Origin of the sequence: Salinivibrio kushneri (genome assembly GCF_027286325.1) — a bacterium.
Lineage (GTDB): Bacteria > Pseudomonadota > Gammaproteobacteria > Enterobacterales > Vibrionaceae > Salinivibrio > Salinivibrio kushneri_A.
In genome coordinates this window covers 2768499-2795470 of the sequence record NZ_CP114588.1, presented here as the reverse complement: position 1 = coordinate 2795470, position 26972 = coordinate 2768499, and the positions used below count along the sequence as shown (strand labels likewise).

Sequence of the window (26972 nt, the reverse complement as noted above, 5' to 3'; positions counted from 1 at the left end):
TCTCAATGATCTTTTTTGAGTTATCCACTAGGATCCCTTTCCCTAATAGTAGATCTAACAAAAGATCTATATAAAGATCTTATATATATAAAGCCAGTGCACGCTAACGATCCGGATCAAGGTTTGGTTCCCTGTTGGCAGAAAAAGCGCTAGAATGTCGCCCCTTTTGCTTAGTTCATGCGCAAACACTTAACCAGGTTGAGGCTTTAATCATGTTTTACCAGGATCACTTTGACGTCATCGTTGTGGGTGGTGGCCATGCTGGTACCGAAGCGGCACTGGCTGCGGCTCGGATGAATCAAAGAACACTGTTGTTGACCCATAATATCGACACCTTGGGACAGATGTCGTGCAACCCCGCGATTGGCGGGATCGGGAAAGGACACCTGGTAAAAGAAATTGATGCTTTGGGTGGTGCTATGGCCCAAGCCACCGACAAAGGTGGGATCCAGTTTAGAACGCTGAATGCATCTAAAGGACCGGCAGTACGCGCGACGCGGGCTCAAGCCGATCGGGCACTTTACAAAGCGGCGATCCGCCATACCCTAGAGAACACACCGAACCTTTCTTTGTTTCAACAAGCCGTGGTCGACCTGATCGTCGAGCAAGATCGTGTGACTGGCGTAGAAACAGAAATGGGGCTGAAGTTCAGCGCGACCACGGTTGTGCTGACGGTCGGAACTTTTTTAGGTGGGAAAATCCACATCGGTATGGATAATTACTCTGGGGGACGTGCCGGGGATCCACCATCAAACAAACTCGCGGATCGTTTGCGTGCATTACCGTTTCGCGTTGATCGATTGAAAACCGGCACACCTCCGCGCATTGACGCCCGCTCGGTCGATTTTTCTGTGATGCAAACCCAACATGGTGATACACCTTGCCCGGTATTTTCATTCATGGGAAATGTTCAGCAGCACCCGCAACAAATCCCGTGCTTCATCACCTATACCAATGAAAGAACGCATGACGTTATCCGCGAAAACCTTTCTCGCAGTCCGATGTATTCTGGTGTAATTGAAGGCATTGGGCCGCGTTATTGTCCGTCGATTGAAGACAAGGTGATGCGTTTTGCCGACAAAGACAAACACCAAATTTTTGTTGAGCCTGAAGGGTTGACCAGTAACGAATTGTATCCGAATGGTATTTCCACCAGCTTGCCTTTTGATGTGCAAATGGGAATTATCCAGTCGATCAAAGGGTTTGAAAACGCCAAAGTGATCCGCCCTGGCTATGCGATCGAGTATGATTTTTTCGATCCACGCGATCTCAAGCAAACCCTAGAAACCAAATTCATTGATGGCTTGTTCTTTGCGGGGCAAATTAACGGCACCACCGGTTATGAAGAAGCTGGCGCGCAAGGTTTGCTGGCTGGGTGCAACGCTGCATTACAAGCACAAGGAAAAGAGGGCTGGAGCCCACGTCGCGATCAAGCCTACATGGGCGTACTGATCGACGATCTTTCTACCATGGGCACCCAAGAACCTTACCGTATGTTTACCTCTCGCGCCGAGTATCGCTTGCTGCTGCGTGAAGATAACGCTGATATGCGTTTGACCGAAAAAGGGCGAGAGCTTGGTTTGGTCGACGATGCGCGCTGGGCGCGTTTCAACCAGAAAATGGAAAACATGGAGCAAGAGCGTCAGCGCCTGCGCGGCACTTGGATCCATCCCCACTCGGACGACGTCACTGCACTTAACGCCATGTTAAAAACCCCCTTAGCGCGTGAAGCTAATGGCGAAGATTTACTCCGTCGTCCCGAGCTGCGTTATCAAGATATTGTGGCGTTACCAACATTTGGTCCGGCCCATCAAGACACGCAAGCCAGTGAGCAAGTGGAGATCCAAGTGAAATATGCCGGTTACATCGACCGTCAGCAGGACGAAATCGCCAAGTCGCAGCGTCATGAGCATACGGCACTGCCAACTGACCTTGATTACGAGCAAATCAAAGGCTTGTCCAATGAGGTGAAAGGGAAGCTTGCCGATGCACGTCCGGAAACCGTCGGCAAAGCATCTCGTATTTCTGGCGTGACACCTGCTGCGATCTCCATTTTGCTCGTGCACTTGAAAAAACAAGGCATGCTGAAGAAAGGCGCATAAATGGAATCACAACTACAACAAGGGCTTGCAAAAGCAGGCTTGGCTTTGTCCTCGCAACAACAAGCGCAGCTTCTCGCGTATGTTCGCCTGTTGGATAAATGGAACAAAGCGTACAACTTGACATCTGTCCGTCGTCCCGAAGACATGGTGGTGAAACATATTCTTGATAGTTTGGTTGTTTCCCCCCATCTTGACGGTGATCATTTTATCGATGTGGGGACAGGTCCAGGATTACCAGGTATTCCTCTGGCTATCGCGAATCCGGATAAACACTTCACCTTGCTAGACAGTTTAGGGAAACGGATCCGCTTCATTCGCCAAGTGTTGCACGAACTAGAGATAGACAATGTCACGCCGGTGCAAAGCCGCGTCGAGGACTTTATCCCCGATAATGGCTTTGATGGCGTATTGAGCCGTGCGTTTGCGTCGATGAACGATATGGTGAGCTGGTGCCAACATCTCCCTCACGCAGAGGGACAATTTTACGCGCTGAAAGGGCAAGTGGACCAGCAGGAGCTGGATGCCTTGCCTGCTGCTTGTTCTGTGACCGATATCAAAGCTTTGAAGGTACCGGGATTGGAAGGGGCGCGTCATCTAGTAATCTTGAGAGCAAAGAGTAACGAATAGAGGTCGAGAGCACGTGGGTAAAGTTATCGCGGTAGCAAACCAAAAAGGCGGCGTGGGAAAAACCACCACCAGTGTCAACCTTGCAGCGTCACTGGCTGCCACTAATCGCAAGGTGCTACTGATTGATTTAGACCCACAGGGTAACGCGACCATGGCCAGTGGGGTGGATAAATACGATGTCCATGCCACCGCCTACGACCTCTTAATTGAAGACACACCGTTTGAGCAAGTGGTGGTGGAAGACACGGCAGGCAGCTATCACCTGATTGCCGCCAATGGCGACGTGACCGCGGCGGAAATTAAGCTGATGGAAGTCTTCGCTCGCGAAGTTCGCCTGCGCACCATGTTAGAGCCTGTGGTGGACCGCTATGATTATATTTTTATCGACTGCCCACCCTCACTCAACTTGCTGACTATCAACGCAATGACCGCTGCCAATTCTGTGTTGGTTCCCATGCAGTGTGAGTACTTTGCCCTAGAGGGGTTAACCGCATTGATGGATACCATCAGCAAGCTGGCCAGTGTGGTCAACGCAGAGCTTCACGTGGAAGGGGTGCTGCGCACCATGTACGATCCGCGTAACCGATTAGCGACCGAAGTATCGGATCAGATCAAAAAACACTTCGGTGATAAGGTGTATCGTACGGTGATTCCTCGCAACGTGCGGCTAGCGGAAGCGCCAAGTCATGGCCGACCCGCCATGTACTACGACAAATTATCGAGCGGTGCCAAAGCCTACCTCGCCCTTGCGGGTGAAATCTTGCGTCGCGAAGAGCAAGCACGCTCCTCGCCAGACGCTGTCAATGCCTGAGGAAAACAATGAATTCAGCGAAACGCGGTCTTGGAAAGGGCCTGGATGCCTTGTTGGCGACCAGTGCACATGCACAGTCATCCACCCAAGCTTCCCCTGAGTCCACCAATACGAGTAACAGCGAATTACAGCAGTTGCTCGTTACTGCGTTGGAGCCAGGTCAGTATCAGCCACGTCAAGGTATGGCGGAAGAGGCGCTGGAAGAATTAACCGAGTCCATCCGCGCGCAAGGTATTATTCAGCCTTTGGTTGTCCGTCAAGTGGCAGCCGGGCGCTATGAGATCATTGCCGGTGAGCGTCGCTGGCGTGCCGCTAAGCAAGCCGGGCTCAACAATGTCCCCTGCTTGGTGCGCGAGATGAGTGATAAGGTCGCCAGTGCGGTGGCCTTGATTGAGAATATCCAGCGCGAGAACCTGAATGCGATGGAAGAAGCCCAGGCACTCGCGCGCTTGGTCGACGAATTTGAACTGACTCACCAACAGTTGGCGGAGTCACTCGGTAAATCTCGGGCCACCATTAGTAATCTACTGAGATTAAATGGGTTGGAGTCCGGCGTGCGGCAACTGCTGCTTAACAAACAACTCGAGATGGGTCACGCACGTGCCCTGCTGGCGCTCGAAGGCGACGCACAAATCGATGCGGCGCTGACCGCCGTCAATAAAAAAATGACGGTTCGCCAGATAGAAAAACTAGTAAAAAAGATGCTTTCGCCTCCTGTTGAAACGGAAAAGCCTAAATTATCACCTGAAGTCGAAGCGCTCCAGCAACGACTTGGCGATAAGCTCGGGGCCAGTGTCGCGTTAACACAACAGAAAAACGGTAGTGGGAAATTGGTGATTAATTTTGAAGAATCTGAAAAATTAGCGCAAATTCTTGCAATTTTCGACGAAGAAATGTGACCTATGCCATTCGCTTTTTGTTACATAAAAGCGCTTACTGTGATCAGGTTACTCTGTTGTAAAATTTTCCCCGCTTTTTTACATCGATGCGATTGCATTAGTTGGGGCGAAACGTATAATTTTTGCTGTTTTCCCAGCACGGCAACAGTGCTAAGTGGAACGGAATCGAGGAACAAATACATGGTATCGACGCTCGCGCGGCCGGGTCGTGAAATCGCGACAAAATTGGTGCTTTTGCAAGCTGGCGTCGTATTAGCAACGGCAATCGTGATGGCGCTTGCTATCAATGTCGACTGGGGAAAATCCGCGCTGATCGGTGGAGGCATCTTTGTGGTTGCCAATGCTGCGTTTGCGGCGTGTGCTTTCCTTTTTAGTGGGGCAAGAGCTGCGAGATTCGTAGTCGCGTCCTTCTTTGGCGGTGAAGTGTTAAAAATTTCACTGACTGTCGTCTTGTTTGTCCTTGCTTACCTGTATGTCGAGGTGGAATTGCTTCCCCTCAAACTGGCCTATTTGCTGGCATTAGGGATTAATATCCTCGCGCCAGTTTTATTCATTAACAACAACAAATAGGATGAGTTATGGCTGCGTCAGGTGATGCGCTTACACCGTCTGGCTATATCACTCACCACCTGACACACTTGTCAAGCGGTGAGGGGTTTTGGGCGGTTCACATTGATAGCCTGTTTTTCTCTGTCCTCATCGGTATTGTCTTCTTAGGCCTTTTCCGATCGGTGGCAAAGAAAGCATCGACAGGTGTCCCGGGTAAGTTTCAGTGTTTCGTCGAGATCTTGGTTGAGTTCGTTGATGACAACGTCCGCGAAACCTTCCATGGACGAAATCCGCTGATCGCACCTTTGGCCCTGACTATCTTCGTCTGGATATTCTTGATGAATACGATGGACTTAATTCCTATCGATTTTCTACCGTATCCGGCGGAACATTGGTTAGGCATTCCTTACTTGAAAGTGGTGCCAACTGCAGACGTAAATATCACCCTTGCGATGGCGCTGGGCGTGTTCTTCTTGATGATCTTTTATAGCATCAAGATTAAAGGTGTTAGTGGCTTTGCCAAAGAGCTGGCTCTGCACCCGTTCAATCACCCTATCATGATTCCGTTCAACCTCCTGTTGGAGATAGTCTCGCTGCTGGCGAAGCCTATTTCACTCGGGATGCGTCTGTTCGGTAACATGTTTGCCGGTGAGGTGGTATTTATTCTTATCGCGGCGTTGTTGCCGTGGTGGGCGCAATGGCTGGGCTCTGTGCCGTGGGCAATCTTCCACATTCTAGTCATTACGATTCAAGCCTTTGTCTTTATGATGTTGACCATCGTGTATCTCTCGCAGGCACACGAAGACTCAGATCATTGATGACATTTTTTAGAAAGCAATTTGTTAGTCATTATTGGCTCAAAGCCGACAACGAAAACTGGAGATAGTGATGGAAACTTTATTGAGCTTTTCTGCAATTGCCGTGGGCATCATTGTAGGTCTTGCTTCCCTTGGTACTGCGATTGGTTTCGCCCTGCTGGGTGGTAAATTCCTTGAAGGTGCAGCACGTCAACCTGAGATGGCTCCTATGCTGCAAGTTAAGATGTTCATCATCGCGGGTCTTCTTGATGCGGTTCCAATGATCGGTATCGTAATTGCACTGCTGTTCACGTTCGCGAACCCATTCGTAGGTCAACTGTAAACTGGCTAATAGCTGAACAGACCCTTTAGCTTATGATTAAGGAGGCGCCGTTGTGAATATCAACGCAACTCTGCTAGGCCAGGCAATCGCGTTCACTATCTTTGTGTGGTTCTGCATGAAATATGTATGGCCACCATTGATGCAAGCGATTGAAGAACGTCAGAAAAAAATCGCTGACGGTCTCGCGGCGGCTGATCGCGCCGCCAAAGACCTGGATTTGGCCCAGGCGAATGCTTCTGATCAATTGAAAGAAGCGAAGCGCAACGCAACTGACATTATCGAGCAGGCCAATAAGCGCAAAGCACAGATCCTCGATGAGGCGCGTGCTGAAGCGGCTGCTGAGCGCGACAATATCCTCAATCAGGGTAAAGCCGAGCTAGAAGCCGAACGTAACCGTGCTCGCGATGAGCTGCGTAAGCAAGTTGCATCGCTCGCTGTTATTGGTGCCGAGAAAATTATTGAGCGCTCTATTGATGAGAACGCTCATAAAGATCTTCTCGATAAAATCACTGCAGAACTGTAACAAGGAGGGGCAGCAATGTCTGAACTGACAACACTCGCTCGCCCCTACGCGAAAGCAGCCTTTGATTTTGCGGTAGAAAAAGGCGAGTTAGCTCAATGGGCTGAAATGCTCGCCTTTACTGCTGAGATTGCCCGTGATGAACGTGTTCAACATATGTTGGACGCTTCTTTTTCTGCTGACACATTGGCAGAGATGTTCATCACAGTTGGCGGTGATCAGCTCAATGCTTTTGGTCAAAACCTGATTAAGGTGATGGCTGAAAACAAGCGCTTAAAAGCTCTTCCTGAGGTTTGTGAACAGTTCCTCGCAATGCGTTTGGAACTGGAAAAAGAAGTTGAAGTTCAAGTGATTTCAGCGACGGCTCTTTCCGAAGAGCAACAACAAGCCATCAGTGACAAGCTCGCCGCGCGTCTTGAGCGCAAAGTAAAGCTGAACTGTAGTGTAGACGAAACCCTGGTTGCCGGGGTTATTATTCGAGCTGGAGACTTGGTCATCGATAACTCAGTAAGTGGCCGTATGCGCCGCCTGAGCGATGCATTGCAGTCTTGATTTGGGGAATTGGAGCATGCAACTTAATTCCACGGAAATTAGCGATCTGATCAAACAACGTATCGAAAAATTCGACGTTGTGAGTGAAGCGCGCAACGAAGGTACCATCGTGTCAGTCAGCGACGGTATCATTCGCATTCACGGCCTTGCTGATGCGATGCAAGGTGAAATGATTGAACTGCCTGGCAACCGCTATGCACTTGCATTGAACCTTGAGCGTGACTCAGTCGGTGCGGTTGTAATGGGTCCATACTCGGACCTGCAAGAAGGCATGAAGGTAACGGGTACGGGCCGTATCCTCGAAGTACCCACTGGCCCTGAACTGTTGGGTCGCGTGGTGAACACTCTGGGTGAGCCGATTGATGGCAAAGGGCCTATCGAGGCAAAAACTACCTCGCCAGTCGAAGTGATTGCCCCAGGTGTTATCGCACGCCAATCGGTTGATCAGCCTGTACAAACTGGCTATAAAGCGGTTGACTCGATGATCCCTATCGGCCGAGGCCAGCGTGAGCTGATCATCGGTGACCGCCAAACCGGTAAAACGGCGTTGGCGATCGATGCGATCATCAACCAGAAAAACTCTGGTATCTACTCTATTTACGTCGCGATCGGTCAGAAAGCATCGACCATTGCCAACGTGGTTCGCAAATTAGAAGAGCATGACGCACTGAAAAACACCATCGTGGTGGTGGCGTCGGCCTCTGAAGCGGCTGCCCTGCAGTACCTCGCGCCTTACGCGGGTTGTGCAATGGGTGAGTACTTCCGTGACCGCGGTGAAGATGCCCTGATTGTCTACGATGATTTGTCTAAGCAAGCTGTTGCTTACCGTCAGATCTCGCTATTGTTGCGTCGTCCACCAGGCCGTGAAGCCTTCCCAGGTGACGTTTTCTACTTGCACTCACGTCTTCTTGAGCGTGCGGCACGTGTTAACGCCAACTATGTGGAAGAGTTCACTAAGGGTGAAGTGAAAGGCAAAACCGGTTCGTTGACCGCCCTGCCTATCATTGAAACGCAAGCGGGTGACGTATCGGCGTTCGTACCGACCAACGTTATCTCGATCACCGACGGTCAGATCTTCCTGCAAACCGAGTTGTTTAACGCGGGTATTCGCCCAGCGGTTGACCCAGGTATTTCGGTTTCGCGTGTGGGTGGCTCTGCACAAACCAAGATCATGAAAAAACTGTCAGGCGGTATCCGTACAGCACTGGCACAGTATCGTGAGCTTGCCGCGTTTGCGCAGTTCTCTTCTGATCTGGATGACGCAACCAAGAAGCAATTGGATCACGGTCAGAAAGTGACCGAGCTGATGAAGCAGATGCAATATGCGCCTATGTCTGTGTTCGAGCAGGCGTTGGTGATCTTCGCGGCTGAAAAAGGCTACTTGGAAGATGTTGAGCTGAACAAGATCGGTGACTTTGAACGTTCCTTACTGGCCTTTGCGAAAAGCCAGTACGCTGACCTGGCTGCTCAAATTGAAGAGTCTGGTGCTTACAACGATGACGTTGAAGCACAGCTGAAAAAGCTGTTGGACGACTTCAAAGCGACCCAGACTTGGTAACACGTAGGTGACCACTTAGGTGGTCGCCCACTAATGGAGAGTAACTATGGCCGGCGCAAAAGAGATTCGTAATAAGATCGGAAGTGTGAAAAACACACAGAAGATCACTAAAGCGATGGAAATGGTGGCAGCCTCCAAAATGCGTAAAACGCAAGAAGCCATGGAGTCGTCACGTCCATACGCTGTCACTATGCGCAAAGTGATCGGTCATCTTGCACTGGGTAACTTGGAGTACCGCCATCCTTATTTGGAAGAGCGGGAAGCCAAGCGCGTTGGTTACATCATCATTTCTACTGACCGCGGACTGTGTGGTGGCTTGAACATTAACTTGTTCAAAAGTGTCATCAACGATATGGAAAGCTGGAGCCAAAAAGGTGCCGAAATCGATATGGCACTGGTTGGGGCGAAAGCCACCGCTTTCTTTAACAGTTATGGCGGAAATGTAGTCGCACAAACTTCTGGCCTGGGTGACACCCCAGTACTGGAAGACCTCATCGGTACCGTTGGGGTGATGCTGAAAAAATATGATGAAGGTGAGCTGGACCGCTTGTACCTGGTTTTCAACAAATTTGAAAACACCATGGTACAGACCCCAGTGATCGATCAATTGCTGCCTTTGCCAAAGTCAGACGACGAGGAGATGCAGCGCAGCCACGCTTGGGATTATATCTATGAACCTGAGCCGAAGCCGTTGCTCGATACCTTGTTGGTTCGCTATGCCGAATCGCAAGTGTATCAAGGTGTGGTAGAGAACCTCGCCAGTGAGCAAGCGGCACGTATGGTGGCAATGAAAGCTGCGACCGATAATGCGGGGAATCTGATTGATGATCTGCAGTTGGTTTACAACAAAGCCCGTCAGGCTGCAATCACCCAGGAGCTGTCAGAAATTGTTTCTGGCGCAAGTGCGGTGTAAAGGCAAGGGTTAACGAACTAGTTTAGAGGAATAACGATGGCTACAGGTAAGATCGTTCAGATCATCGGTGCGGTAGTCGACGTAGAGTTTCCACAAGACGCAGTACCTAAGGTATACGATGCGTTGAATGTGAAACGTGAAGGCGAGCGTCTGGTGCTGGAAGTTCAGCAGCAGCTTGGTGGTGGCGTCATCCGTGCCATCGCGATGGGCTCATCTGATGGTCTGCGTCGTGGAATCGAAGTAGAAAATACAGGCAAAGCAATCGAAGTCCCTGTGGGTGAAGCCACGCTGGGACGTATCGTCAACGTCTTGGGTGACGCGATTGATGAGCGCGGTGATCTCGGTGAGAAAGAGCGTTACTCTATCCACCGTGAAGCGCCAAGCTATGAAGAGCAGTCGAGCGCGACCGAGCTTTTGGAAACCGGCGTTAAGGTTATCGACCTTATCTGTCCGTTTGCCAAAGGCGGTAAAATCGGTCTGTTCGGTGGTGCGGGTGTTGGTAAGACCGTTAACATGATGGAGCTTATCAACAACATCGCATTGCAACACTCAGGTCTGTCTGTTTTCGCAGGTGTAGGTGAGCGTACTCGTGAGGGTAATGACTTCTACTACGAAATGCAGGAAGCCGGTGTTGTAAACATCGAGAACCCAGAAGAATCAAAAGTGGCCATGGTATATGGTCAGATGAACGAGCCACCAGGTAACCGCCTGCGTGTTGCACTGACCGGTTTGACCATGGCGGAAAAATTCCGTGATGATGGCCGTGACGTACTGCTGTTCATCGATAACATCTATCGTTATACCCTTGCCGGTACCGAAGTATCCGCCCTGTTGGGTCGTATGCCATCGGCAGTAGGTTACCAGCCAACACTGGCTGAAGAGATGGGTGTACTGCAAGAGCGTATTACCTCAACCCGTACCGGTTCTATCACCTCGGTACAGGCGGTCTACGTGCCTGCGGATGACTTGACTGACCCGTCACCAGCCACCACCTTTGCCCACTTGGATGCAACGGTAGTATTGTCACGTAACATCGCGTCGATGGGTATGTACCCAGCGATCGACCCATTGGACTCTACATCACGTATGTTGGATCCTCTGGTTGTTGGTCAAGACCACTATGATGTGGCGCGTGGCGTACAGTCTGTCCTTCAGCGTTATAAAGAGCTGAAAGACATCATTGCTATCCTGGGTATGGATGAGCTGTCTGAAGAAGATAAACTGACGGTTGCACGTGCACGTAAGATTGAGCGTTTCCTAACGCAGCCTTACCACGTCGCCGAAGTCTTCACCGGCCAGCCAGGTGTTTATGTTTCGCTGAAAGATACCATTGCAAGCTTCAAAGGCCTGCTAAGTGGTGAGTACGATGATATCCCAGAGCAGGCATTCCTGTACTGCGGTAGCATTGAAGAAGTGCTCGAAAAAGCGAAAAACCTGTAAGGCTTGAGTAGGAGGCGATATGGCAGCGATAACCTTCCATCTGGATGTGGTCAGTGCAGAGCGACAACTGTTCTCTGGTCGTGCTGAGCATATTCAGGTGACCGGTAGCGAAGGTGAACTGGGTATTCACGCAGGACACACACCGCTGCTGACCGCTATTACGCCTGGCATGGTTCGCATCGTCAAACAAGGCGGTAGCGAGGAGATTATTTATCTCTCTGGTGGCACGCTTGAAGTGCAGCCTGGCACAGTGACTGTGCTGGCTGACACCGCAATTCGTGGTGAAGAACTGGACCAAGCTAAGGCGGAAGAAGCGAAGCGCCGCGCTGAGGATAAAATCCACAATCAGCATAAAGACGTCGACTTTGCTCAAGCGGCCAGTGACCTGGCTAAGGCGATTGCGAAGCTTCGAGTGATCGAGCTGACCAAGCACAAGCGTTAATCAGGCACTTACGGTGAGAATAAAAGCGACGCTTCGGCGTCGCTTTTTTATTATCTGCAAAGGTCATCTTGTAGGCTGTGATTCGCGCGAAAGCTAAAACGCGTTACACTAAGGGCAACTTAATAGACAACTCTCTCTTTTATCACGGAAAGACTATGCAATATAGTGCAGTTATTCTCGCGGCCGGTAAGGGCACGCGCATGTATTCACAAACCCCTAAGGTGCTTCATACCCTGGCGGGCAAGCCAATGGTTGAGCATGTTATTGATACCTGTCACGGCCTTGGCGCCTCGCAAATCCATCTAGTTTATGGCCATGGTGGCGATACAATGCAGCGCGTTTTAGCGCACTCACCGGTAAATTGGTGCTTACAGGCTGATCAGCTTGGTACCGGCCATGCCGTGCAACAAGCCGCGCCGCATTTTGCTGATGATGAACAGGTGTTGGTGCTGTATGGCGATGTGCCCTTGATTTCAGAGCAAACCCTAACCCGATTGCTAGAAGGGCAGCCTGAAGGCGGGATTGGTCTATTAACGGTGCATCAGGACGATCCGACTGGCTATGGCCGTATTGTGCGTGAAAACGGGGAAGTAGTCGCGATTGTTGAGCAAAAAGATGCGACTGAAACCCAGCTTGCGATTACTGAAATTAATACCGGTGTGCTGGTGGCCACTGGACGCGATTTACGTTATTGGTTGTCGCAGCTTGATAACAACAATGCACAAGGTGAGTTTTATCTCACTGACGTGATTGCTCTGGCGCATCAACAAGGGCGCTCGATTCAAGCCGTTCATCCTGTGAGTGCGGTGGAAGTGGAGGGGGTGAATAACCGCCTTCAGCTTTCGCGCCTGGAGCGAGAGTACCAAAAAATGCAGGCTGAACAGTTATTGCTCAGTGGTGTAATGCTCAAAGATCCCGCCCGTTTTGACTTGCGTGGTCAGCTGCAATGTGGACAGGATGTGACCATCGACGCCAATGTGATTATCGAAGGGAGTGTGACCTTAGGGGATAACGTGACTATCGGTGCCGGGAGTGTACTGATTGATTGCGAGATTGATGACAATACATTGGTGCGCCCGTACAGCGTGATAGAAGGGGCCAGTGTCGGAGAAGACTGTACCGTTGGTCCGTTCACGCGGTTGCGTCCGGGCGCCGAGATGGCGCGAGATGCCCATGTGGGTAACTTTGTCGAGATGAAAAAGTCTCACTTGGGTGAAGGCTCCAAGGCTAATCATCTGACTTATCTGGGTGATACTGAGGTCGGCCGAGGGGTAAATATTGGTGCTGGGGTGATTACTTGTAATTACGATGGTGCCAATAAACATAAAACCGTGATTAAAGATAATGCCTTTATTGGTTCGGATTCCCAGCTGGTGGCGCCGGTCGTGATTGGTGAAGGGGTGACTGTCGGGGCAGGCAGCACCATCAGCAAAGATGTCGCTGATGGTCAACTTATCATCACTCGTGCTAAACCCAGGACAATTGAGGCTTGGCAACGGCCGAAAAAAAAGTAGAATACTGACTGTTGAGCGCGCACAAGCCGCTTTTTAGCTTGAAAGGCGAAAAGTTGTGCGGTTGGTAAAATCAGGTGTTGACTCCCGATAAAAACCAGCCTATTATGCGCGCCTCAGTTGGGGTATCGCCAAGCGGTAAGGCAACGGGTTTTGATCTCGTCATTCCCAGGTTCGAATCCTGGTACCCCAGCCAACGCGTCCGTAGCTCAGCTGGATAGAGTACCTGGCTACGAACCAGGCGGTCGGAGGTTCGAATCCTCCCGGACGCGCCATCTTTCTTCAGCTACCATGAAGTGAGATGAACAACTTGGAATGCGGAAGTGGCGGAATTGGTAGACGCACCAGATTTAGGTTCTGGCGCCGCAAGGTGTGAGAGTTCAAGTCTCTCCTTCCGCACCATTATTTAAACATGTGGCATTAAGCGGCATGAAAATTGGGGTATCGCCAAGCGGTAAGGCAACGGGTTTTGATCTCGTCATTCCCAGGTTCGAATCCTGGTACCCCAGCCACTTTAGGTTGGCTACGTAGCTCAGTTGGTTAGAGCACATCACTCATAATGATGGGGTCACAGGTTCGAATCCCGTCGTAGCCACCATTATTCCGATTTGTTGCTAACGCAGTAAATCGCACCGATTTGCGGCGGTGGCGGAATTGGTAGACGCGCTAGCTTCAGGTGCTAGTGTCCGAAAGGACGTGAGGGTTCAAGTCCCTCCCCCCGCACCAAGACAATTGATACTCGGCCCGCCCGCCGACTTATCATACAAATTTGCGGAAGTGGCGGAATTGGTAGACGCACCAGATTTAGGTTCTGGCGCCGCAAGGTGTGAGAGTTCAAGTCTCTCCTTCCGCACCATATTAAGCCCATCAGCATTCGCTGGTGGGCTTTTTTCGTTATTGCTCTACGCTGAATCATCTTCTTCTCTGTTTTGCCACACTTTTTCCCTCATTATCTTGATCTTTGTTTTGTTTGCTCTACCATAAGTTTCGAATCGAAACTTTGGTTGTTATATGTCGAAACGAAATACTCAGCAACGGCGCCATACCATCGTCACTTTGCTCACTGAGCAAGGCCAAGTCAGTGTCGACGCGCTCTCGCAACGCTTTGAAACCTCTGAAGTGACTATCCGCAAAGATCTCGCGGAGCTGGAGAAAAATGGCCTATTGCTGCGCCGTTACGGTGGTGCGGTGCCCGTACCACAAGAAATGGTCTCAGAACACGCGATCAAAGTGTCAAAACAAAAACAAAGTATTGCCGATGCCGCTGCGACACGTATTCGTGACCATAACCGCATTCTGGTTGACAGCGGCACCACCACTGCAGCCTTGATCCCTTTACTGAATAAGAAGCGCGGCCTTGTGGTGATGACCAATTCGCTACAGGTGGCCAATGCCATTCGAGAGCTAGAACACGAGCCTACGCTGCTAATGACCGGCGGCACCTGGGATACGCACTCTGAGTCGTTTCAAGGTCAAGTGGCCGAGCAGACACTGCGTGCATACGATTTCGATCAGCTTTTTGTCGGTGCCGATGGCATTGATGTGGCACGTGGGACGACAACTTTCAACGAAATGACGGGCCTGACGCGGGTGATGGCGGAGGTCGCGCGTGAGGTGGTGGTGATGATTGAGTCAGAGAAAATCGGTCGTCGGATCCCTAATCTAGAGCTTGCTTGGTCAAGCATTGACACCTTGATCACCGACAGTTTGCTTGATGATGATCTTAAACACGCCATAGAACAAACCGGCACAGATGTGATCTGTGCTGACAAGTAATAAGACCAGTAAGGAAAGACTATGTGTGGAATTGTAGGGGCGGTCGCGCAGCGTGATGTCGCCGAGATTTTAGTAGAGGGACTGCGGCGCCTTGAATATCGCGGTTATGACTCGGCAGGGGTCGCGATCACCGATGCGGCAACCGGGCAGCTCACACGCGTTCGTCGCCTTGGTAAAGTCGCCGCGTTGTCAGATGCGGTGACCGAGACGAATCCTACCGGTGGTACCGGCATCGCGCACACGCGTTGGGCTACCCATGGCGAACCCAGTGAGGTGAATGCTCACCCACATATGTCTGGCGAGACCATTGCAGTGGTACACAATGGCATTATTGAAAACCACCAAATGCTGCGTGAACAGCTGCAAGCGCGAGGCTATCAATTCCATTCACAAACCGATACTGAAGTGATTGCGCATTTGGTCGATTGGGAGCTTAAGCAAACCTCTGATTTACTCGAGGCGTTCCAACGTACCGTGAGCCAGCTTGAAGGCGCTTACGGTACCGTGGTGATGGATAAAAGCCAACCTGAGCGCTTGATTGCCGCGCGTTCGGGCAGCCCGCTAGTGATTGGCCTGGGGATTGGCGAAAACTTTCTTGCCTCTGATCAGCTGGCTCTGTTGAATGTGACGCGTCGCTTTATCTACCTTGAAGAAGGCGATGTGGCCGATATCTCTCGCCGTGAGGTGACGATTTATAATCAAGAGGGCACACCGGTGGAGCGTGAGGTGCATGAAGCCAGTGCTCAGTATGACGCCGCTGACAAAGGCCAATATCGCCACTATATGCAAAAAGAGATTTATGAGCAGCCCACCGCGCTCACCAATACCATGGAAGGCCGTTTGGGCAGTGATCATGTGATTGTGGAGGCGATTGGTAATGGGGCCAGTGATATCCTCGCTAAAGCGCAGCATATTCAAATCATTGCCTGTGGTACCTCGTATAACGCAGGCATGGTGGCGCGCTACTGGTTTGAATCGCTGGCAGGGATAAGCTGTGATGTGGAAATCGCGTCAGAGTTTCGCTATCGCCAGTTTGTCACCCGGCCTAATAGCGTGCTGATCACCTTATCGCAGTCTGGCGAAACAGCCGATACCCTAGCGGCGCTGCGCTTAGCTAAAGAGCGTGGTTATATGGCGACCATGGCGATTTGTAATGTGGCCGGTTCATCACTGGTCCGCGAGTCTGATCTCGCCTTTATGACCCGCGCTGGGACGGAAATCGGCGTGGCATCGACCAAGGCCTTTACCACCCAGCTGTCTGCGCTACTGATGCTGGTCACTGCGCTGGGCAAAATGCAGGGGTCGATTGGTCGTGATAAAGAACGTGAGATTGTCGATGCCTTGCATCACCTGCCTTCGAGTATCGAGCAAGCGTTGACCTTTGATAAAGCGATTGAGCAACTCGCTGAAGACTTTGCCGACAAGCACCATGCTCTCTTTCTTGGGCGCGGAGAGTACTATCCGATTGCCGTTGAAGCTGCACTTAAGCTTAAAGAGATTTCATACATCCATGCGGAAGCCTATGCGGCAGGTGAGCTAAAACACGGCCCTCTGGCACTGATTGATGCCGATATGCCGGTGATTGTGATTGCGCCAAACAACGAGCTGTTGGAAAAACTCAAATCCAACATTGAAGAAGTGCGTGCCCGTGGTGGCCAGCTTTACGTGTTTGCCGATCAAGACGCTGGTTTTACGCCTGAAGAGGGAATGAATATTATCGCCATGCCCCATGCCGATGAGATTATCGCCCCGGTATTCTACACCGTGCCGATGCAGCAGTTGTCCTACCATGTTGCGTTGATTAAAGGCACGGACGTTGATCAGCCTCGTAACCTTGCTAAAGCCGTCACGGTTGAGTAAACCTGCCTAATAATCACCACGCTCTGACCAGGAGCGTGGTTGATCTTTTATCAATTACTGTCCTCTTTCTACAAAAATGCGATCTGCATAGGTTTTATTGCAAAATGCAAATCATTTTGCATTTAATATCAGGCATGTCGTCTGGAAAATTAAACAGAACATCATTCTGTGTTTTAAGTTGTTGAATAGTTTGGTTTTTGTTGGTGCCCAATAACTTGGCCTACATTGTGCATACTCAGGGTATAACGACTAACATCGACCAGTTGTAGAGAGGAAGCAATGATTGATTCTAAAACCCAAGTAGCAAAACGCATCAAAGAAGCGCGTGAGTGGAAAGGCATCACCCAAGTAAAAATGGCAAAGCTGCTTAATGTGGCCCGCCAAACCTACTTGGATATCGAAAATGGCAAGACAGAGCCACGTGTGCGCATGCTGTCTAACATTGCTGAGCTGACTGAGCGCCCATTGGTATGGTTTGTCTACGGTGACGAAGATGTCGAAATGCACGATGTTCAGTATAAGCAAGACGTGAATCGCCTGCTTGAGCATTTCTCTCGCTTACCGCACGAAGCCCGTACCGCGATCTTAAACCAAAGCGTGAACATGGCTTCGTTCTTGGTGAACTATTCTAAGGCGGCCCAGCGCGCATAAAAGTACTGCCTGCTCGACTAGATATGCGGGTAAGTGCTTGCTTACTGAGGTAGGCATCAAAAGCGTAGTGTCACACTATCGGTGTGCGCCACCATGATACGCCTGCCGAGCCATGCATAATGCAGGGTTGGTGTTGTGACGGGCTGTGTTTAATACAGTTCGGGTAGCAGAAATGAGGCATGAACCATGGTGATTTCGACCGCGCGCATGGCGCAACGGATCCGTGAAGCACGGGAATTTAGTAAAATAACCCAAGTAGACATGGCGAAGCGTTTGAATGTCGCGCGCCAGACCTATTTGGATATGGAGTCGGGGAAGACGGATCCGAAAATCCTCGCGCTGGTCATGATTGCCGATATTACCGGCCGTCCCTTCAATTGGTTCGTGCATGGCGAAACGGACGAGCGGGATATCGCGTTTTCTCACCGTGATGATCTAGCCGCATTGACGAGCTTGCTGAGTCAGCTTCCGCAAATGGCACGACAGACGGTGATGGATAACGCCCTATCGATCGCCGAATATGTGGTCACATTGGCCCCAGAGCCGCCAGACGAATAAACCAAGCCCGACATTCATGTCGGGCTTTTTGTTATGGGTTAATCGGTGGTTTTTGACAGGAAAAAACGGTAAGCCGGGTTTGATGTCTCGTCTTTCCAGCCATACCCAAGTTCACGCAAATGGGCCGTAAAGGCGAGCAAGTCTTTGTCGCCAATTTCGAAGCCGCACAGCACGCGACCATAGTCCGAACCATGGTTACGATAATTGAACAGGCTAATGTTCCAGTGGGTGCCCAAGGTTTGCAAAAAGTGCAGTAGTGCCCCTGGGTATTCAGGAAACTCGAAACTGTAAAGCCGTTCATTGAGGTTGGCCAATGGTCGACCACCAATCATGTAGCGCACATGCACTTTAGCCATTTCATCATCGGACAAATCTTCGACCGGATAGCCGGCTTGGCGTAAGTCGCGCAAGATATTGTCCAACTCTTCTTGTCCGCCGAGTAATCTGACACCGACGAAGATATTCGCGAGATGATCATCGCCATACCGATAATTGAACTCGGTGACGGCGCGATCGCCCAATATCTGACAAAAATTGAAAAAAGCGCCGGTTTGTTCTGGAATGGTGACAGCCAGTAACCCCTCTCGCTTCTCACCCAGTTCCGCGCGCTCAGAGACGTAGCGCAGCGAATGGAAATTGGTATTGGCACCCGACAATACCGTTGCGAGCTGCTTGTCTTTGAGCTGGTGTTTTTCCACGTATTGCTTCAGGCCGGCTAATGCCAAAGCGCCGGAGGGCTCGGAGATAGCCCGAGTGTCCTCAAAGATGTCTTGCACGGCGGCACAGATCGCATCACTCGATACGGTGATGCTGTCATCTAAGTACTGCTGACAAAGCCGGAAAGACTCATCGCCTATGCGTTTTACTGCCACACCGTCGGCAAAGGTGCCCACGCGATCAAGGGTCACGGGGAAGCCTGCATCTAATGCCGCACGCAGACAGGCAGAATCTTCCGCCTCTACCCCGATAACTTTGATGTTGGGCATCAGTTGTTTGACAAGCACTGCCACGCCCGCGGCGATGCCTCCGCCTCCAACGGGCAGAAAAATATAATCGAGGTGGCCATTTTGTTGCACCAGCTCCAAGCCAATGGTGCCCTGTCCAGCAATCACTTGGGGATGATCAAAAGGGGGCACAAAGGTATAACCGTGTTCGTCGGCGAGCTGTTGTGCCATGCCTTTGGCTTCATCGAAATTATTGCCGTGCAGCACGACATGGCCACCAAAGCCGCGTACCGCGTCGACTTTGATGGCTGGCGTCGTGCGCGGCATGACGATGGTCGCTTTCACCCCAAGACGGCTACCTGATAGGGCGACCCCTTGCGCGTGGTTACCGGCTGATGCCGCAATCACGCCCGCTTTTTTTTGCGCCTCCGTCAGTTGCGCCATCATGTTGTGTGCGCCGCGTAATTTAAACGAGTGGACGGGTTGGCGGTCTTCACGCTTAAGCTGTACCTGATTATTGAAGCGCTCAGATAAGCGCTTCATGGTTTGAAGAGGCGAGGCAATCGCCACTTCATAAACAGGCGCGCGCAAGATATCCCTAAGATAATCAGCACCGTCCATCGGTTGTGCAGTTGAGGGTTGCGCCTGTTGCATACTTATTCCTCCAGTTTACTGCGATCGCGCACCGCACCTTTATCGGCGCTGGTGGCGAGGCTGGCATAGGCTCTCAACGCGTAAGACACCTGGCGTTGACGGTCTTTGGGCTTCCAGCCGCGTGCGTTCACTTCTGCGCGACGTGTGGCCAGTGTCGCTTCGTCCACCAGCAGACTGATTTCACGGGTGGGGATATCAATACGAATACGATCACCGTTTTCCACTAATGCGATGGTGCCGCCGTTCGCTGCCTCGGGAGACACATGCCCAATGGATAGCCCAGAGGTACCGCCAGAGAAGCGCCCATCGGTGAGCAGAGCACAGGATTTGCCCAATCCCATCGATTTTAAGTAGGTGGTAGGGTAGAGCATTTCCTGCATGCCTGGCCCCCCTTTCGGCCCTTCGTAACGGATCACCACTACATCACCAGCTTTCACCTCACCGCCGAGGATGGCTTCCACCGCGTGGTCTTGGCTTTCAAACACCACTGCGGGCCCCTCGAAGGTCAGAATACTCTCATCGACCCCAGCGGTTTTGACGATACAGCCATTGAGCGCGATGTTGCCTTGTAGCACGGCTAAGCCACCATCTTGGCTAAAGGCATGTTCATGGGCGCGGATACAGCCTGATTGGCGATCATCATCCAGGGTGTCCCAGCGACAGGTTTGCGAGAAGGCTTGGGTGGTACGAATGCCCGCAGGCCCGGCGCGATAGAAAGCTTTAATCGCTTCATCATCGGTTTGTACAATGTCATATTGCGCCAGTTGCTCTTTGAGGCTCACGCCCAGTACGGTTTGTTGCTCGACGTTTAGCAAGTTAGCGCGCTGAAGCTCACCGAGGATCCCCATCACCCCGCCAGCACGGTGCACATCTTCCATATGATATTGCTGCGTCGATGGCGCCACTTTGCACAGGTGAGGTACCTGGCGTGACATCCGATCAATATCATCCATATCGAAATGGACGTCGCCTTCTTGCGCAGCCGCCAGTAGGTGCAAGACTGTATTGGTAGAACCCCCCATGGCAATATCAAGCGCCATGGCGTTTTCAAACGAGGCGCGGTTGGCGATATTACGCGGCAGGATGCTGTCGTCATCTTGCTCATAATAGCGCTTAGTCAGCCCGACAATCCGTTTGCCGGCGTTGATGAACAGCTGCTCACGGTCAGCATGGGTGGCGAGCATCGAGCCATTACCTGGCTGACTTAGTCCCAGCGCTTCGGTGAGACAGTTCATCGAGTTGGCGGTAAACATGCCAGAGCACGAACCACACGTGGGACACGCGGAGCGCTCAATTTGCTCGCTTTGTTCATCGGACACATCTGGGTTGGCACCTTGCATCATGGCATCGACCAGATCGAGTTTGAGGATCTGATCGGACAGCTTGGTTTTGCCGGCTTCCATTGGGCCACCGGAGACAAAAATCACCGGAACATTGAGGCGCATCGAGGCCATCAACATGCCTGGGGTGATTTTGTCACAGTTAGAAATACAGACCATGGCATCGGCACAATGGGCATTGACCATATACTCGACCGAGTCTGCGATAATCTCACGGGAAGGCAGTGAGTACAGCATGCCGCCATGACCCATGGCGATACCATCATCGACAGCAATGGTATTGAACTCTTTGGCGATGCCGCCTGCTTTTTCGATTTCCTTGGCGACCAGCTGACCCATGTCTTTGAGATGGACATGGCCAGGAACAAACTGGGTAAATGAGTTGACCACGGCAATAATCGGTTTGCCGAAATCATCATCTTTGACGCCGGTGGCGCGCCATAACGCACGCGCGCCAGCCATGTTGCGACCGTGGGTAGTAGTTTTGGAACGATAGGTTGGCATATTACGACTCCTTTGCCTTATGCGCTCTGGTCTGGGTAAACCGGGTCAAGCCAGCCCCATTTGTCTTCGGTGGTGCCATCAAACAAGCCAAAGAAGGCGTGTTGTAGTGAAGCGGTGATTGGGCCTCGCTGGCCCTCACCGACGGTGATTTGGTCGACGCTACGCACCGGAACGATTTCTGCCGCGGTGCCGGTCATAAAGACTTCATCAGCAAGATACAAGGCTTCACGTGCAATCGGCTCTTCGCAAATAGTGAGCCCTTTTTCTTTCGCCAGCGTGATGATCGAATCACGCGTGAGCCCCGGCAAAATGGCGCTGGTGGCCGGTGGCGTGCTGATCACACCATTTTTAACGATAAAGAGGTTCTCACCGGCCCCTTCGGACAGATAGCCGCGGACATCCAAGGCAATGCCCTCGGCATAGCCGTGGCGGCGTGCTTCACCACCGACCAACAGAGAGGATAAGTAGTTCCCGCCGGCTTTGGCCGCGGTTGGAATGGTGTTGGGGGCCGCTCGGTTCCAGCTCGATACCATGGCATCCACCCCTTTAGCGAGGGCTTCTTCCCCTAAATAGCTCCCCCAGCTAAAGGCGGCGATAATGATGTCCATTTGTGTCTCTGGTGGTGGACAAACTCCCAAGCCCACGTTGCCCACAAAGCCAAGTGGACGAATATATGCTGAACGTAGCTGATTGACGCGTAAGGTTTCACGGCACGCTTCCATCAGCGCGTCGACGCTGTAGGGGATCGGAAAACGATAAATTTTGGCAGAGTCTTTCAAGCGCTGCATGTGCTCGCGATGGCGAAACACCACTGGGCCGTTCGGTGTGTCGTAGCAGCGGATCCCCTCAAACACAGAGGTACCATAGTGCATGGCGTGTGTGAGTACGTGCACGGTGGCATCCTGCCAAGCGATCATTTCACCGTTAGACCAAATGTAATCAGCGGTATTTGTCGACATTTTTTTCTTCCTTTTTGGTTATGCGCGTAGGGATTGTTGCTGGGATGAGGACATCATTACCTCAGCCACGTCCCATAGCTTAGTCAGTTGCGGTCGCAAGGTCTCGATCGCTCTTTGGCTTTCGACGGTGACATCAAAAATTACGTGGCCGTTTTCCGCGGGCAGAGACATATTGAATTGGCAAACCGTAAAGCCGCGATGACGGATCACACGCAAAACACGCTCAAGTAGTTCAGGGCTGTGGGTCGCATGAATAGAAAACTGGTGTTGCATCATAAGTCTTGCTCCATCATTTGTTGGTTTGCCGCGCCGGGTGGTACCAGCGGCCATACGTTTTCCATTTCATCAATGGCAACATGCAGCAAATACGGGCCTTGATGTGCCATCAAGGTGTTGAGTGCGTCCTCGACTTCGTCTTTGCGCTGGATACTGTGTCCAGGAATGTCAAAGGCGCGCGCTAGGGTGAGAAAATCCGGGTTATCAGACAGGTCGGTTTCACTGTAACGTTGGTCGAAGAACAGCTGTTGCCATTGGCGCACCATGCCCAAACGTTGGTTATCCAGTAGGATGATTTTCACCCCAATGCCGCGACGCTTTAGCGTGCCCAGCTCTTGGACGTTCATCATGAATGAGCCATCTCCGGACACGAGTACCACTTCATCCTCGGGACGTGCCACCTTGGCCCCCATCGCGGCAGGCAACCCAAACCCCATGGTGCCTAGTCCTGCGGAGGTCAGCAGGTTCTCGGGTTGAGAAGGGCGAACATGTTGTGCGACCCACATTTGGTGTTGACCCACATCGGTGGCGATGACTGTGCTTGCGGGCATGCTATCTGACAAGCTTTTGAGCAAGGCGGGGGCATAGATGGCCTCGCCAGGGTGGTCGTAGCGCCACGCGTGCGAGGTCTGCCATTCGGTAATTTGCTCCCGCCATGCCGGTGACGTATCAGGGCATGCGAGTGCAGGGAGCACTTGATTGAGTGGGGCACATACTGGCGCTTGTGCGCGCCGCAGTTTATTGATTTCGGCCGCATCAATATCAAGGTGCACCACGTTGGCATGAGGGGCGAAGGTATCGAGCTTGCCGGTCACCCGGTCATCAAAACGCGCGCCAACCACAATCAATAAATCGGAGGCTTGCACTGCGAGGTTGGCCGCTTTGGTGCCATGCATGCCGAGCATCCCGAGATAATGCGGATAGCTTGATTCAACCGTGCCCAAGCCCTTTAGTGTGCTGACCACCGGCAGCTGACTGCGATCCAAGTAATCACGTAATGCCTCGGTGGCTTTCCCGAGTATCACGCCACCGCCGAGATAGACCATAGGGCGTTGACTGGCGCGGATGAGGGTGTTGGCTTTATCGAGCGCTTGACTGTCGACAGCGTCAGCGTCTGCAGCTCGAACCTGAGCCTCTGTGTGTGGGATCAGTGCTTGTTGCACATCTTTAGCAATATCCACCAATACTGGGCCTGGACGGCCGGATAGTGCTACTACGAATGCCTGCGCTAAGGTGCTGGTGAGTTCAGCCGGATCAGTGACCAGAAAACTGTGTTTGGTGCAGGCGAGTGATAAGCCGAGGACATCGATCTCTTGAAACGCATCCGTGCCTATCAGTGGGCTAGCGACTTGGCCGGTGATCGCGACCACAGGCACAGAGTCCATCATTGCATCGGCAAGTCCGGTGATTAAGTTAGTGGCACCCGGCCCTGATGTTGCAAGGCAGACTCCAGGACGACCACTGGCGCGGGCATACCCGATGGCGGCCATCGCCGCGCCTTGCTCGTGGCGGCATAAAATATGCTCAACCCCACCATCGTAGAGGGCATCATACACAGGCATGATCGCACCACCTGGATACCCAAATACAGTTTCAACGCCTTGTTGGCGTAAGGCTTCCACAACCCATTGTGCACCTGTCATCCTCGTCCCTCCCCGAGTAAACGGGGAGGGCAGGCGGGCGAATGATCGGTCTCTGCGCTCTCCATCATTGTTATTTCCGTTGTCGCGTGGCTATCGCCACATGAATGAAAAAAGCCCCCGAACCTGTTGGTTGCGGGGGCTTGGTTGCGATGTTGCTGCTGTATTTCGCGTACCTAAACCCCTCGCGTAATAATGACCACGATGAGGCGAATAATTAGGACGATAGCGAAGTTAGGCATTTGTCTGTCTTTTGTCGTTGTTAGCCCATTTTATGGGCTTTTTGTTAATTGTGTTTTTTTGTTTATGCCTGCTTGTTACAGGTCAGTCACGAACTCGATCTGTCGCCGAGTCTCGTGTTTAATTGTTGTGCATTTGTAGTGGTATCACAGACCTCACTCGCATGACAAGAAAAAAATACTCTTAATCATAAAATGGCTCGGCACTATAAGAGTCGAGTTTCATAGTGGTTAAACAGGGTAACGTGGAGAGAAAATGGCATTAGCGATAGTGCACAGTCGAGCCTGTGTCGGCGTGCAAGCTCCGAGTGTGACGGTAGAAGTGCATATATCCAATGGTTTACCTGGTTTTGCGCTGGTGGGGCTGCCGGAAACCACGGTAAAAGAAGCGCGGGATAGGGTGAGAAGTGCGATAGTCACATCGAATTTCGAGTTCCCTTCTCGTCGTATCACGGTGAACTTAGCACCGGCTGACTTACCCAAAGAAGGTGGACGGTTTGACTTGCCGATTGCGCTTGGGATCTTGGTGGCGTCGGGGCAACTGCCAGAGAAACGATTAGGTGAGTTTGAATTTTTGGGGGAGCTGGCATTGTCCGGGCAGTTACGTCCGGTTAAAGGCGCGCTGCCCGCCGCGTTGGCGAGCCAAAAAGCGCAGCGTGCACTGGTGGTGCCAGATGATAACGCCAGCCAGGTCGCACTGGTAGATAATGAGCGTCATGTGTCGGCCCCTGATCTGATTGCGGTGGGTCAGCACCTGACAGGCCAACAAAGCCTTTGTTTGAATACAACACAGATTGAGGCTCCAGAGCCGCCACCGGCCCGCTGCTTACGCGACATTATCGGCCAACAGCAAGGAAAGCGGGCGCTCGAAATCGCCGCCAGTGGCTCTCACAATCTCCTTTTTGTTGGCCCACCAGGCACCGGGAAAACCATGCTGGCTTCGCGTTTGTGCGATTTACTCCCGCCCATGAACGATGAGGAGGCACTCGCCTCGGCGGCGGTTACCTCTTTAACCCAGCAACCCTTGCATGAAGGAAATTGGCGTCGACGCCCGTTTCGTAGCCCTCACCACTCAAGCTCGATGGCGGCGTTGGTTGGGGGCGGCACCGTACCGCGCCCGGGCGAGATCTCTTTGTCTCACCACGGGGTGCTGTTCCTCGATGAGATGCCAGAGTTCGAGCGCCGGGTGCTTGATGCCCTGCGTGAGCCGCTAGAATCGGGGGAGATTATTATCTCTCGCGCCAATGGCAAAACCCGTTTTCCTGCGCGCTTTCAGCTGATCGGCGCATTAAATCCCAGCCCAACAGGCCATCATGAAGGGGAGCTCGCGCGTTCAAACCCACAGCAAATATTACGCTATCTTGCCCGTTTGTCTGGACCATTATTAGATAGGTTTGATATGTCGATTGAAATCCCAGCACTGCCAAGAGGGAGCCTCTCCAGTGGTGGTGACCGTGGTGAGTCTACGAGGGTGGTAAAAGCCAGAGTTGAAGCGGCGCGCACGCGGATGTTGGCGCGTCAAGGCAAGGTCAATGCGTTGCTAAGCAATCGAGAAATGGAACAACATTGCCAACTGGCTCAAACCGATGCGGCATTTTTAGAGCAAGCCTTGCATCGTTTGGGGCTGTCTGTGCGGGCGTATCATCGGATTATAAAAGTGGCGAGAACCATTGCCGATTTAGCCGACGTCGAGACGATTCAGCGTTCTCATCTTGCTGAGGCGCTGGGTTATCGGGCGATGGATGGCTTATTACGCCATCTCAACGCCCAAGTCAGTTGATTACTTCTGGGTAAGCAAGAAGTTAATCAGCTGAAAGTATTCTTCGGGGGTTTCCACTGTTTTCGGTGTCACGTGATATTTGCCGTTCACGACCACGGCAGGCACGCCGCGTAGGCCCGCTTTTTCGAATGATTGGTCAAAACGCTTCGCCATTGAATTGGCGGCAAAGCTGTTGTAAGCACCATCAAACTCTTGGCCATCAATGCCGTTATCAACAAAAAGCTGGCGCACCTCGGCCAATGATTTCGGTGGGTTTTGCGCCACGTGAATGCGGTTAAACATCACCGGAATAATGGTGTCTTGTGCGTTCAGTACCACGGCCGTTGCGTATGCACGGGTTAGGACACTGCCCATGTCTCCGCCCATAAAGGAGACGTGATTTTTCACCACTTTGGCGTTGTCAGGCACCTGCTGTTTGAGCTGTTGAACCAGTGGTTCAAATTGATAGCAGTGAGGACAGTAGAAGGAGAAAAACTCAGTGACTGTGGGCGTATCCGTCGCTGGCGTGTCCAGTACTTGGTAGTCTTCCCCCGCCTTAAAGCGTCCCGGCTTAGCGTCAGCCACTTCCATAGGCGCGGTGGATTCAGACTGCGTTTGTGTAGACTCTGCTGTTTGCGTGGTTTGTGATGACGTTTGTGTCACGCTTTCAGGCTCAGAGCAGGCGGTTAAGCCGAGGATGAGTAGCAAAGGAAACAGTTTCTTTAACATGATTGAATGACTCTCCGTT

At 51.9% G+C, this 26972-nt stretch carries 25 protein-coding genes and 7 tRNA genes; 26 read left to right on the top strand and 6 right to left on the bottom strand.

Features of this window, described 5'->3' with window-relative positions; genetic code table 11:
- The first annotated feature begins 212 nt into the window (after window positions 1-212).
- The 25 genes from mnmG to N8M53_RS12770 all read left to right on the top strand — a co-directional run bounded on the left by mnmG (window position 213) and on the right by N8M53_RS12770 (window position 17909).
- Window positions 213-2102 (top strand): tRNA uridine-5-carboxymethylaminomethyl(34) synthesis enzyme MnmG, encoded by a 1890-nt coding sequence (gene mnmG / locus N8M53_RS12890; protein WP_269579043.1) that lies wholly within the window; start codon window positions 213-215, stop codon window positions 2100-2102.
- A complete protein-coding gene (gene rsmG, locus N8M53_RS12885) occupies window positions 2103-2729 on the top strand; it encodes a 16S rRNA (guanine(527)-N(7))-methyltransferase RsmG (protein ID WP_269579042.1) in 627 nt (208 codons plus the stop codon).
- Between the two features lie 13 nt (window positions 2730-2742).
- Window positions 2743-3540, top strand: a complete 798-nt coding sequence (locus N8M53_RS12880) for a ParA family protein (RefSeq protein WP_046074855.1) — start codon at window positions 2743-2745, stop codon at window positions 3538-3540.
- 8 nt (window positions 3541-3548) lie between these two features.
- On the top strand, window positions 3549-4439 hold the full coding sequence (locus N8M53_RS12875) for a ParB/RepB/Spo0J family partition protein (protein ID WP_269579041.1): 891 nt from the start codon (window positions 3549-3551) through the stop codon (window positions 4437-4439).
- Window positions 4440-4619: 180 nt separating this feature from the next.
- Window positions 4620-5009: a F0F1 ATP synthase subunit I gene (locus N8M53_RS12870; RefSeq protein ID WP_269579040.1), complete on the top strand. Its 390-nt coding sequence runs from the start codon at window positions 4620-4622 to the stop codon at window positions 5007-5009.
- An 8-nt stretch (window positions 5010-5017) separates the two neighbouring features.
- Window positions 5018-5806, top strand: a complete 789-nt coding sequence (gene atpB / locus N8M53_RS12865; RefSeq protein WP_046074858.1) for a F0F1 ATP synthase subunit A — start codon at window positions 5018-5020, stop codon at window positions 5804-5806.
- A gap of 70 nt (window positions 5807-5876) precedes the next feature.
- A complete protein-coding gene (gene atpE, locus N8M53_RS12860) occupies window positions 5877-6128 on the top strand; it encodes a F0F1 ATP synthase subunit C (protein ID WP_025672872.1) in 252 nt (83 codons plus the stop codon).
- Between the two features lie 52 nt (window positions 6129-6180).
- A complete protein-coding gene (gene atpF, locus N8M53_RS12855) occupies window positions 6181-6651 on the top strand; it encodes a F0F1 ATP synthase subunit B (protein ID WP_046074859.1) in 471 nt (156 codons plus the stop codon).
- 15 nt (window positions 6652-6666) lie between these two features.
- Window positions 6667-7200 (top strand): F0F1 ATP synthase subunit delta, encoded by a 534-nt coding sequence (gene atpH / locus N8M53_RS12850; protein WP_077770836.1) that lies wholly within the window; start codon window positions 6667-6669, stop codon window positions 7198-7200.
- Window positions 7201-7216: 16 nt separating this feature from the next.
- A complete protein-coding gene (atpA, locus tag N8M53_RS12845; protein WP_269579039.1) occupies window positions 7217-8758 on the top strand; it encodes a F0F1 ATP synthase subunit alpha in 1542 nt (513 codons plus the stop codon).
- 46 nt (window positions 8759-8804) lie between these two features.
- Window positions 8805-9671, top strand: a complete 867-nt coding sequence (gene atpG, locus N8M53_RS12840; RefSeq protein WP_046074862.1) for a F0F1 ATP synthase subunit gamma — start codon at window positions 8805-8807, stop codon at window positions 9669-9671.
- A gap of 36 nt (window positions 9672-9707) precedes the next feature.
- A complete protein-coding gene (gene atpD, locus N8M53_RS12835) occupies window positions 9708-11111 on the top strand; it encodes a F0F1 ATP synthase subunit beta (RefSeq protein WP_077607319.1) in 1404 nt (467 codons plus the stop codon).
- A gap of 19 nt (window positions 11112-11130) precedes the next feature.
- On the top strand, window positions 11131-11553 hold the full coding sequence (locus N8M53_RS12830; RefSeq protein WP_046074864.1) for a F0F1 ATP synthase subunit epsilon: 423 nt from the start codon (window positions 11131-11133) through the stop codon (window positions 11551-11553).
- 155 nt (window positions 11554-11708) lie between these two features.
- Entirely contained in the window at window positions 11709-13067 is a 1359-nt protein-coding gene (gene glmU / locus N8M53_RS12825; RefSeq protein ID WP_269579038.1) for a bifunctional UDP-N-acetylglucosamine diphosphorylase/glucosamine-1-phosphate N-acetyltransferase GlmU, read from the top strand.
- A 118-nt stretch (window positions 13068-13185) separates the two neighbouring features.
- Window positions 13186-13260, top strand: a tRNA-Gln gene (locus tag N8M53_RS12820).
- Between the two features lie 2 nt (window positions 13261-13262).
- A tRNA-Arg gene (locus tag N8M53_RS12815) sits at window positions 13263-13339 on the top strand.
- A 42-nt stretch (window positions 13340-13381) separates the two neighbouring features.
- Window positions 13382-13466, top strand: a tRNA-Leu gene (locus tag N8M53_RS12810).
- A 35-nt stretch (window positions 13467-13501) separates the two neighbouring features.
- A tRNA-Gln gene (locus N8M53_RS12805) sits at window positions 13502-13576 on the top strand.
- Window positions 13577-13585: 9 nt separating this feature from the next.
- A tRNA-Met gene (locus tag N8M53_RS12800) sits at window positions 13586-13662 on the top strand.
- A gap of 41 nt (window positions 13663-13703) precedes the next feature.
- Window positions 13704-13790, top strand: a tRNA-Leu gene (locus N8M53_RS12795).
- A gap of 45 nt (window positions 13791-13835) precedes the next feature.
- Window positions 13836-13920: transfer RNA gene (locus N8M53_RS12790), tRNA-Leu, on the top strand.
- 155 nt (window positions 13921-14075) lie between these two features.
- Complete coding sequence (locus tag N8M53_RS12785) at window positions 14076-14840, top strand: DeoR/GlpR family DNA-binding transcription regulator (protein ID WP_269579037.1); 765 nt, start codon at window positions 14076-14078, stop codon at window positions 14838-14840.
- Window positions 14841-14861: 21 nt separating this feature from the next.
- Window positions 14862-16700, top strand: a complete 1839-nt coding sequence (gene glmS, locus N8M53_RS12780; protein WP_269579036.1) for a glutamine--fructose-6-phosphate transaminase (isomerizing) — start codon at window positions 14862-14864, stop codon at window positions 16698-16700.
- A gap of 279 nt (window positions 16701-16979) precedes the next feature.
- The gene (locus tag N8M53_RS12775; protein WP_021022741.1) at window positions 16980-17351 is read left to right on the top strand and encodes a helix-turn-helix transcriptional regulator; all 372 of its coding nucleotides are present in this window, start codon (window positions 16980-16982) and stop codon (window positions 17349-17351) included.
- Between the two features lie 186 nt (window positions 17352-17537).
- Window positions 17538-17909 carry a helix-turn-helix domain-containing protein gene (locus N8M53_RS12770; protein WP_046074868.1) on the top strand — a complete coding sequence of 124 codons (372 nt, stop codon included), beginning with the start codon at window positions 17538-17540 and terminating at the stop codon, window positions 17907-17909.
- A gap of 38 nt (window positions 17910-17947) precedes the next feature.
- Here the strand turns inward: N8M53_RS12770 and ilvA are convergent, their stop codons facing one another.
- From ilvA to ilvG, 5 genes are read right to left on the bottom strand one after another with little or no spacing between them, the layout of a single operon-like run.
- Entirely contained in the window at window positions 17948-19507 is a 1560-nt protein-coding gene (gene ilvA, locus N8M53_RS12765) for a threonine ammonia-lyase, biosynthetic (protein ID WP_077668132.1), read from the bottom strand.
- A gap of 2 nt (window positions 19508-19509) precedes the next feature.
- Window positions 19510-21351, bottom strand: a complete 1842-nt coding sequence (ilvD, locus tag N8M53_RS12760; RefSeq protein ID WP_077668131.1) for a dihydroxy-acid dehydratase — start codon at window positions 21349-21351, stop codon at window positions 19510-19512.
- A gap of 17 nt (window positions 21352-21368) precedes the next feature.
- Complete coding sequence (gene ilvE, locus N8M53_RS12755; protein ID WP_269579035.1) at window positions 21369-22310, bottom strand: branched-chain-amino-acid transaminase; 942 nt, start codon at window positions 22308-22310, stop codon at window positions 21369-21371.
- 18 nt (window positions 22311-22328) lie between these two features.
- A complete protein-coding gene (gene ilvM, locus N8M53_RS12750) occupies window positions 22329-22586 on the bottom strand; it encodes an acetolactate synthase 2 small subunit (RefSeq protein WP_269579034.1) in 258 nt (85 codons plus the stop codon).
- Window positions 22583-24229 carry an acetolactate synthase 2 catalytic subunit gene (gene ilvG / locus N8M53_RS12745; RefSeq protein ID WP_269579033.1) on the bottom strand — a complete coding sequence of 549 codons (1647 nt, stop codon included), beginning with the start codon at window positions 24227-24229 and terminating at the stop codon, window positions 22583-22585. The genes ilvM and ilvG overlap by 4 nt, the downstream gene beginning before the upstream one ends.
- A 492-nt stretch (window positions 24230-24721) precedes the next feature.
- Between ilvG and N8M53_RS12740 the strand changes: the two genes are divergently transcribed.
- Window positions 24722-26245, top strand: a complete 1524-nt coding sequence (locus tag N8M53_RS12740) for a YifB family Mg chelatase-like AAA ATPase (protein WP_269579032.1) — start codon at window positions 24722-24724, stop codon at window positions 26243-26245.
- On the opposite strand, the gene N8M53_RS12735 is transcribed toward N8M53_RS12740, so the two are convergent.
- On the bottom strand, window positions 26246-26815 hold the full coding sequence (locus N8M53_RS12735; protein WP_269580049.1) for a thiol:disulfide interchange protein DsbA/DsbL: 570 nt from the start codon (window positions 26813-26815) through the stop codon (window positions 26246-26248).
- Between the last annotated feature and the right edge of the window lie 157 nt (window positions 26816-26972).

Excerpts from the sequence above, each read along its gene's own strand:
- mnmG (WP_269579043.1), top strand. The coding sequence starts at position 213 with ATGTTTTACCAGGATCACTTTGACGTCATCGTTGTGGGTGGTGGCCAT.
- rsmG (WP_269579042.1), top strand. The coding sequence starts at position 2,103 with ATGGAATCACAACTACAACAAGGGCTTGCAAAAGCAGGCTTGGCTTTG.
- N8M53_RS12875 (WP_269579041.1), top strand. The coding sequence starts at position 3,549 with ATGAATTCAGCGAAACGCGGTCTTGGAAAGGGCCTGGATGCCTTGTTG.
- N8M53_RS12870 (WP_269579040.1), top strand. The coding sequence starts at position 4,620 with ATGGTATCGACGCTCGCGCGGCCGGGTCGTGAAATCGCGACAAAATTG.
- atpB (WP_046074858.1), top strand. The coding sequence starts at position 5,018 with ATGGCTGCGTCAGGTGATGCGCTTACACCGTCTGGCTATATCACTCAC.
- atpE (WP_025672872.1), top strand. The coding sequence starts at position 5,877 with ATGGAAACTTTATTGAGCTTTTCTGCAATTGCCGTGGGCATCATTGTA.
- atpH (WP_077770836.1), top strand. The coding sequence starts at position 6,667 with ATGTCTGAACTGACAACACTCGCTCGCCCCTACGCGAAAGCAGCCTTT.
- atpA (WP_269579039.1), top strand. The coding sequence starts at position 7,217 with ATGCAACTTAATTCCACGGAAATTAGCGATCTGATCAAACAACGTATC.
- atpG (WP_046074862.1), top strand. The coding sequence starts at position 8,805 with ATGGCCGGCGCAAAAGAGATTCGTAATAAGATCGGAAGTGTGAAAAAC.
- atpD (WP_077607319.1), top strand. The coding sequence starts at position 9,708 with ATGGCTACAGGTAAGATCGTTCAGATCATCGGTGCGGTAGTCGACGTA.
- N8M53_RS12830 (WP_046074864.1), top strand. The coding sequence starts at position 11,131 with ATGGCAGCGATAACCTTCCATCTGGATGTGGTCAGTGCAGAGCGACAA.
- glmU (WP_269579038.1), top strand. The coding sequence starts at position 11,709 with ATGCAATATAGTGCAGTTATTCTCGCGGCCGGTAAGGGCACGCGCATG.
- N8M53_RS12785 (WP_269579037.1), top strand. The coding sequence starts at position 14,076 with ATGTCGAAACGAAATACTCAGCAACGGCGCCATACCATCGTCACTTTG.
- glmS (WP_269579036.1), top strand. The coding sequence starts at position 14,862 with ATGTGTGGAATTGTAGGGGCGGTCGCGCAGCGTGATGTCGCCGAGATT.
- N8M53_RS12775 (WP_021022741.1), top strand. The coding sequence starts at position 16,980 with ATGATTGATTCTAAAACCCAAGTAGCAAAACGCATCAAAGAAGCGCGT.
- N8M53_RS12770 (WP_046074868.1), top strand. The coding sequence starts at position 17,538 with ATGGTGATTTCGACCGCGCGCATGGCGCAACGGATCCGTGAAGCACGG.
- ilvA (WP_077668132.1), bottom strand. The coding sequence starts at position 19,507 with ATGCAACAGGCGCAACCCTCAACTGCACAACCGATGGACGGTGCTGAT.
- ilvD (WP_077668131.1), bottom strand. The coding sequence starts at position 21,351 with ATGCCAACCTATCGTTCCAAAACTACTACCCACGGTCGCAACATGGCT.
- ilvE (WP_269579035.1), bottom strand. The coding sequence starts at position 22,310 with ATGTCGACAAATACCGCTGATTACATTTGGTCTAACGGTGAAATGATC.
- ilvM (WP_269579034.1), bottom strand. The coding sequence starts at position 22,586 with ATGATGCAACACCAGTTTTCTATTCATGCGACCCACAGCCCTGAACTA.
- ilvG (WP_269579033.1), bottom strand. The coding sequence starts at position 24,229 with ATGACAGGTGCACAATGGGTTGTGGAAGCCTTACGCCAACAAGGCGTT.
- N8M53_RS12740 (WP_269579032.1), top strand. The coding sequence starts at position 24,722 with ATGGCATTAGCGATAGTGCACAGTCGAGCCTGTGTCGGCGTGCAAGCT.
- N8M53_RS12735 (WP_269580049.1), bottom strand. The coding sequence starts at position 26,815 with ATGGAAGTGGCTGACGCTAAGCCGGGACGCTTTAAGGCGGGGGAAGAC.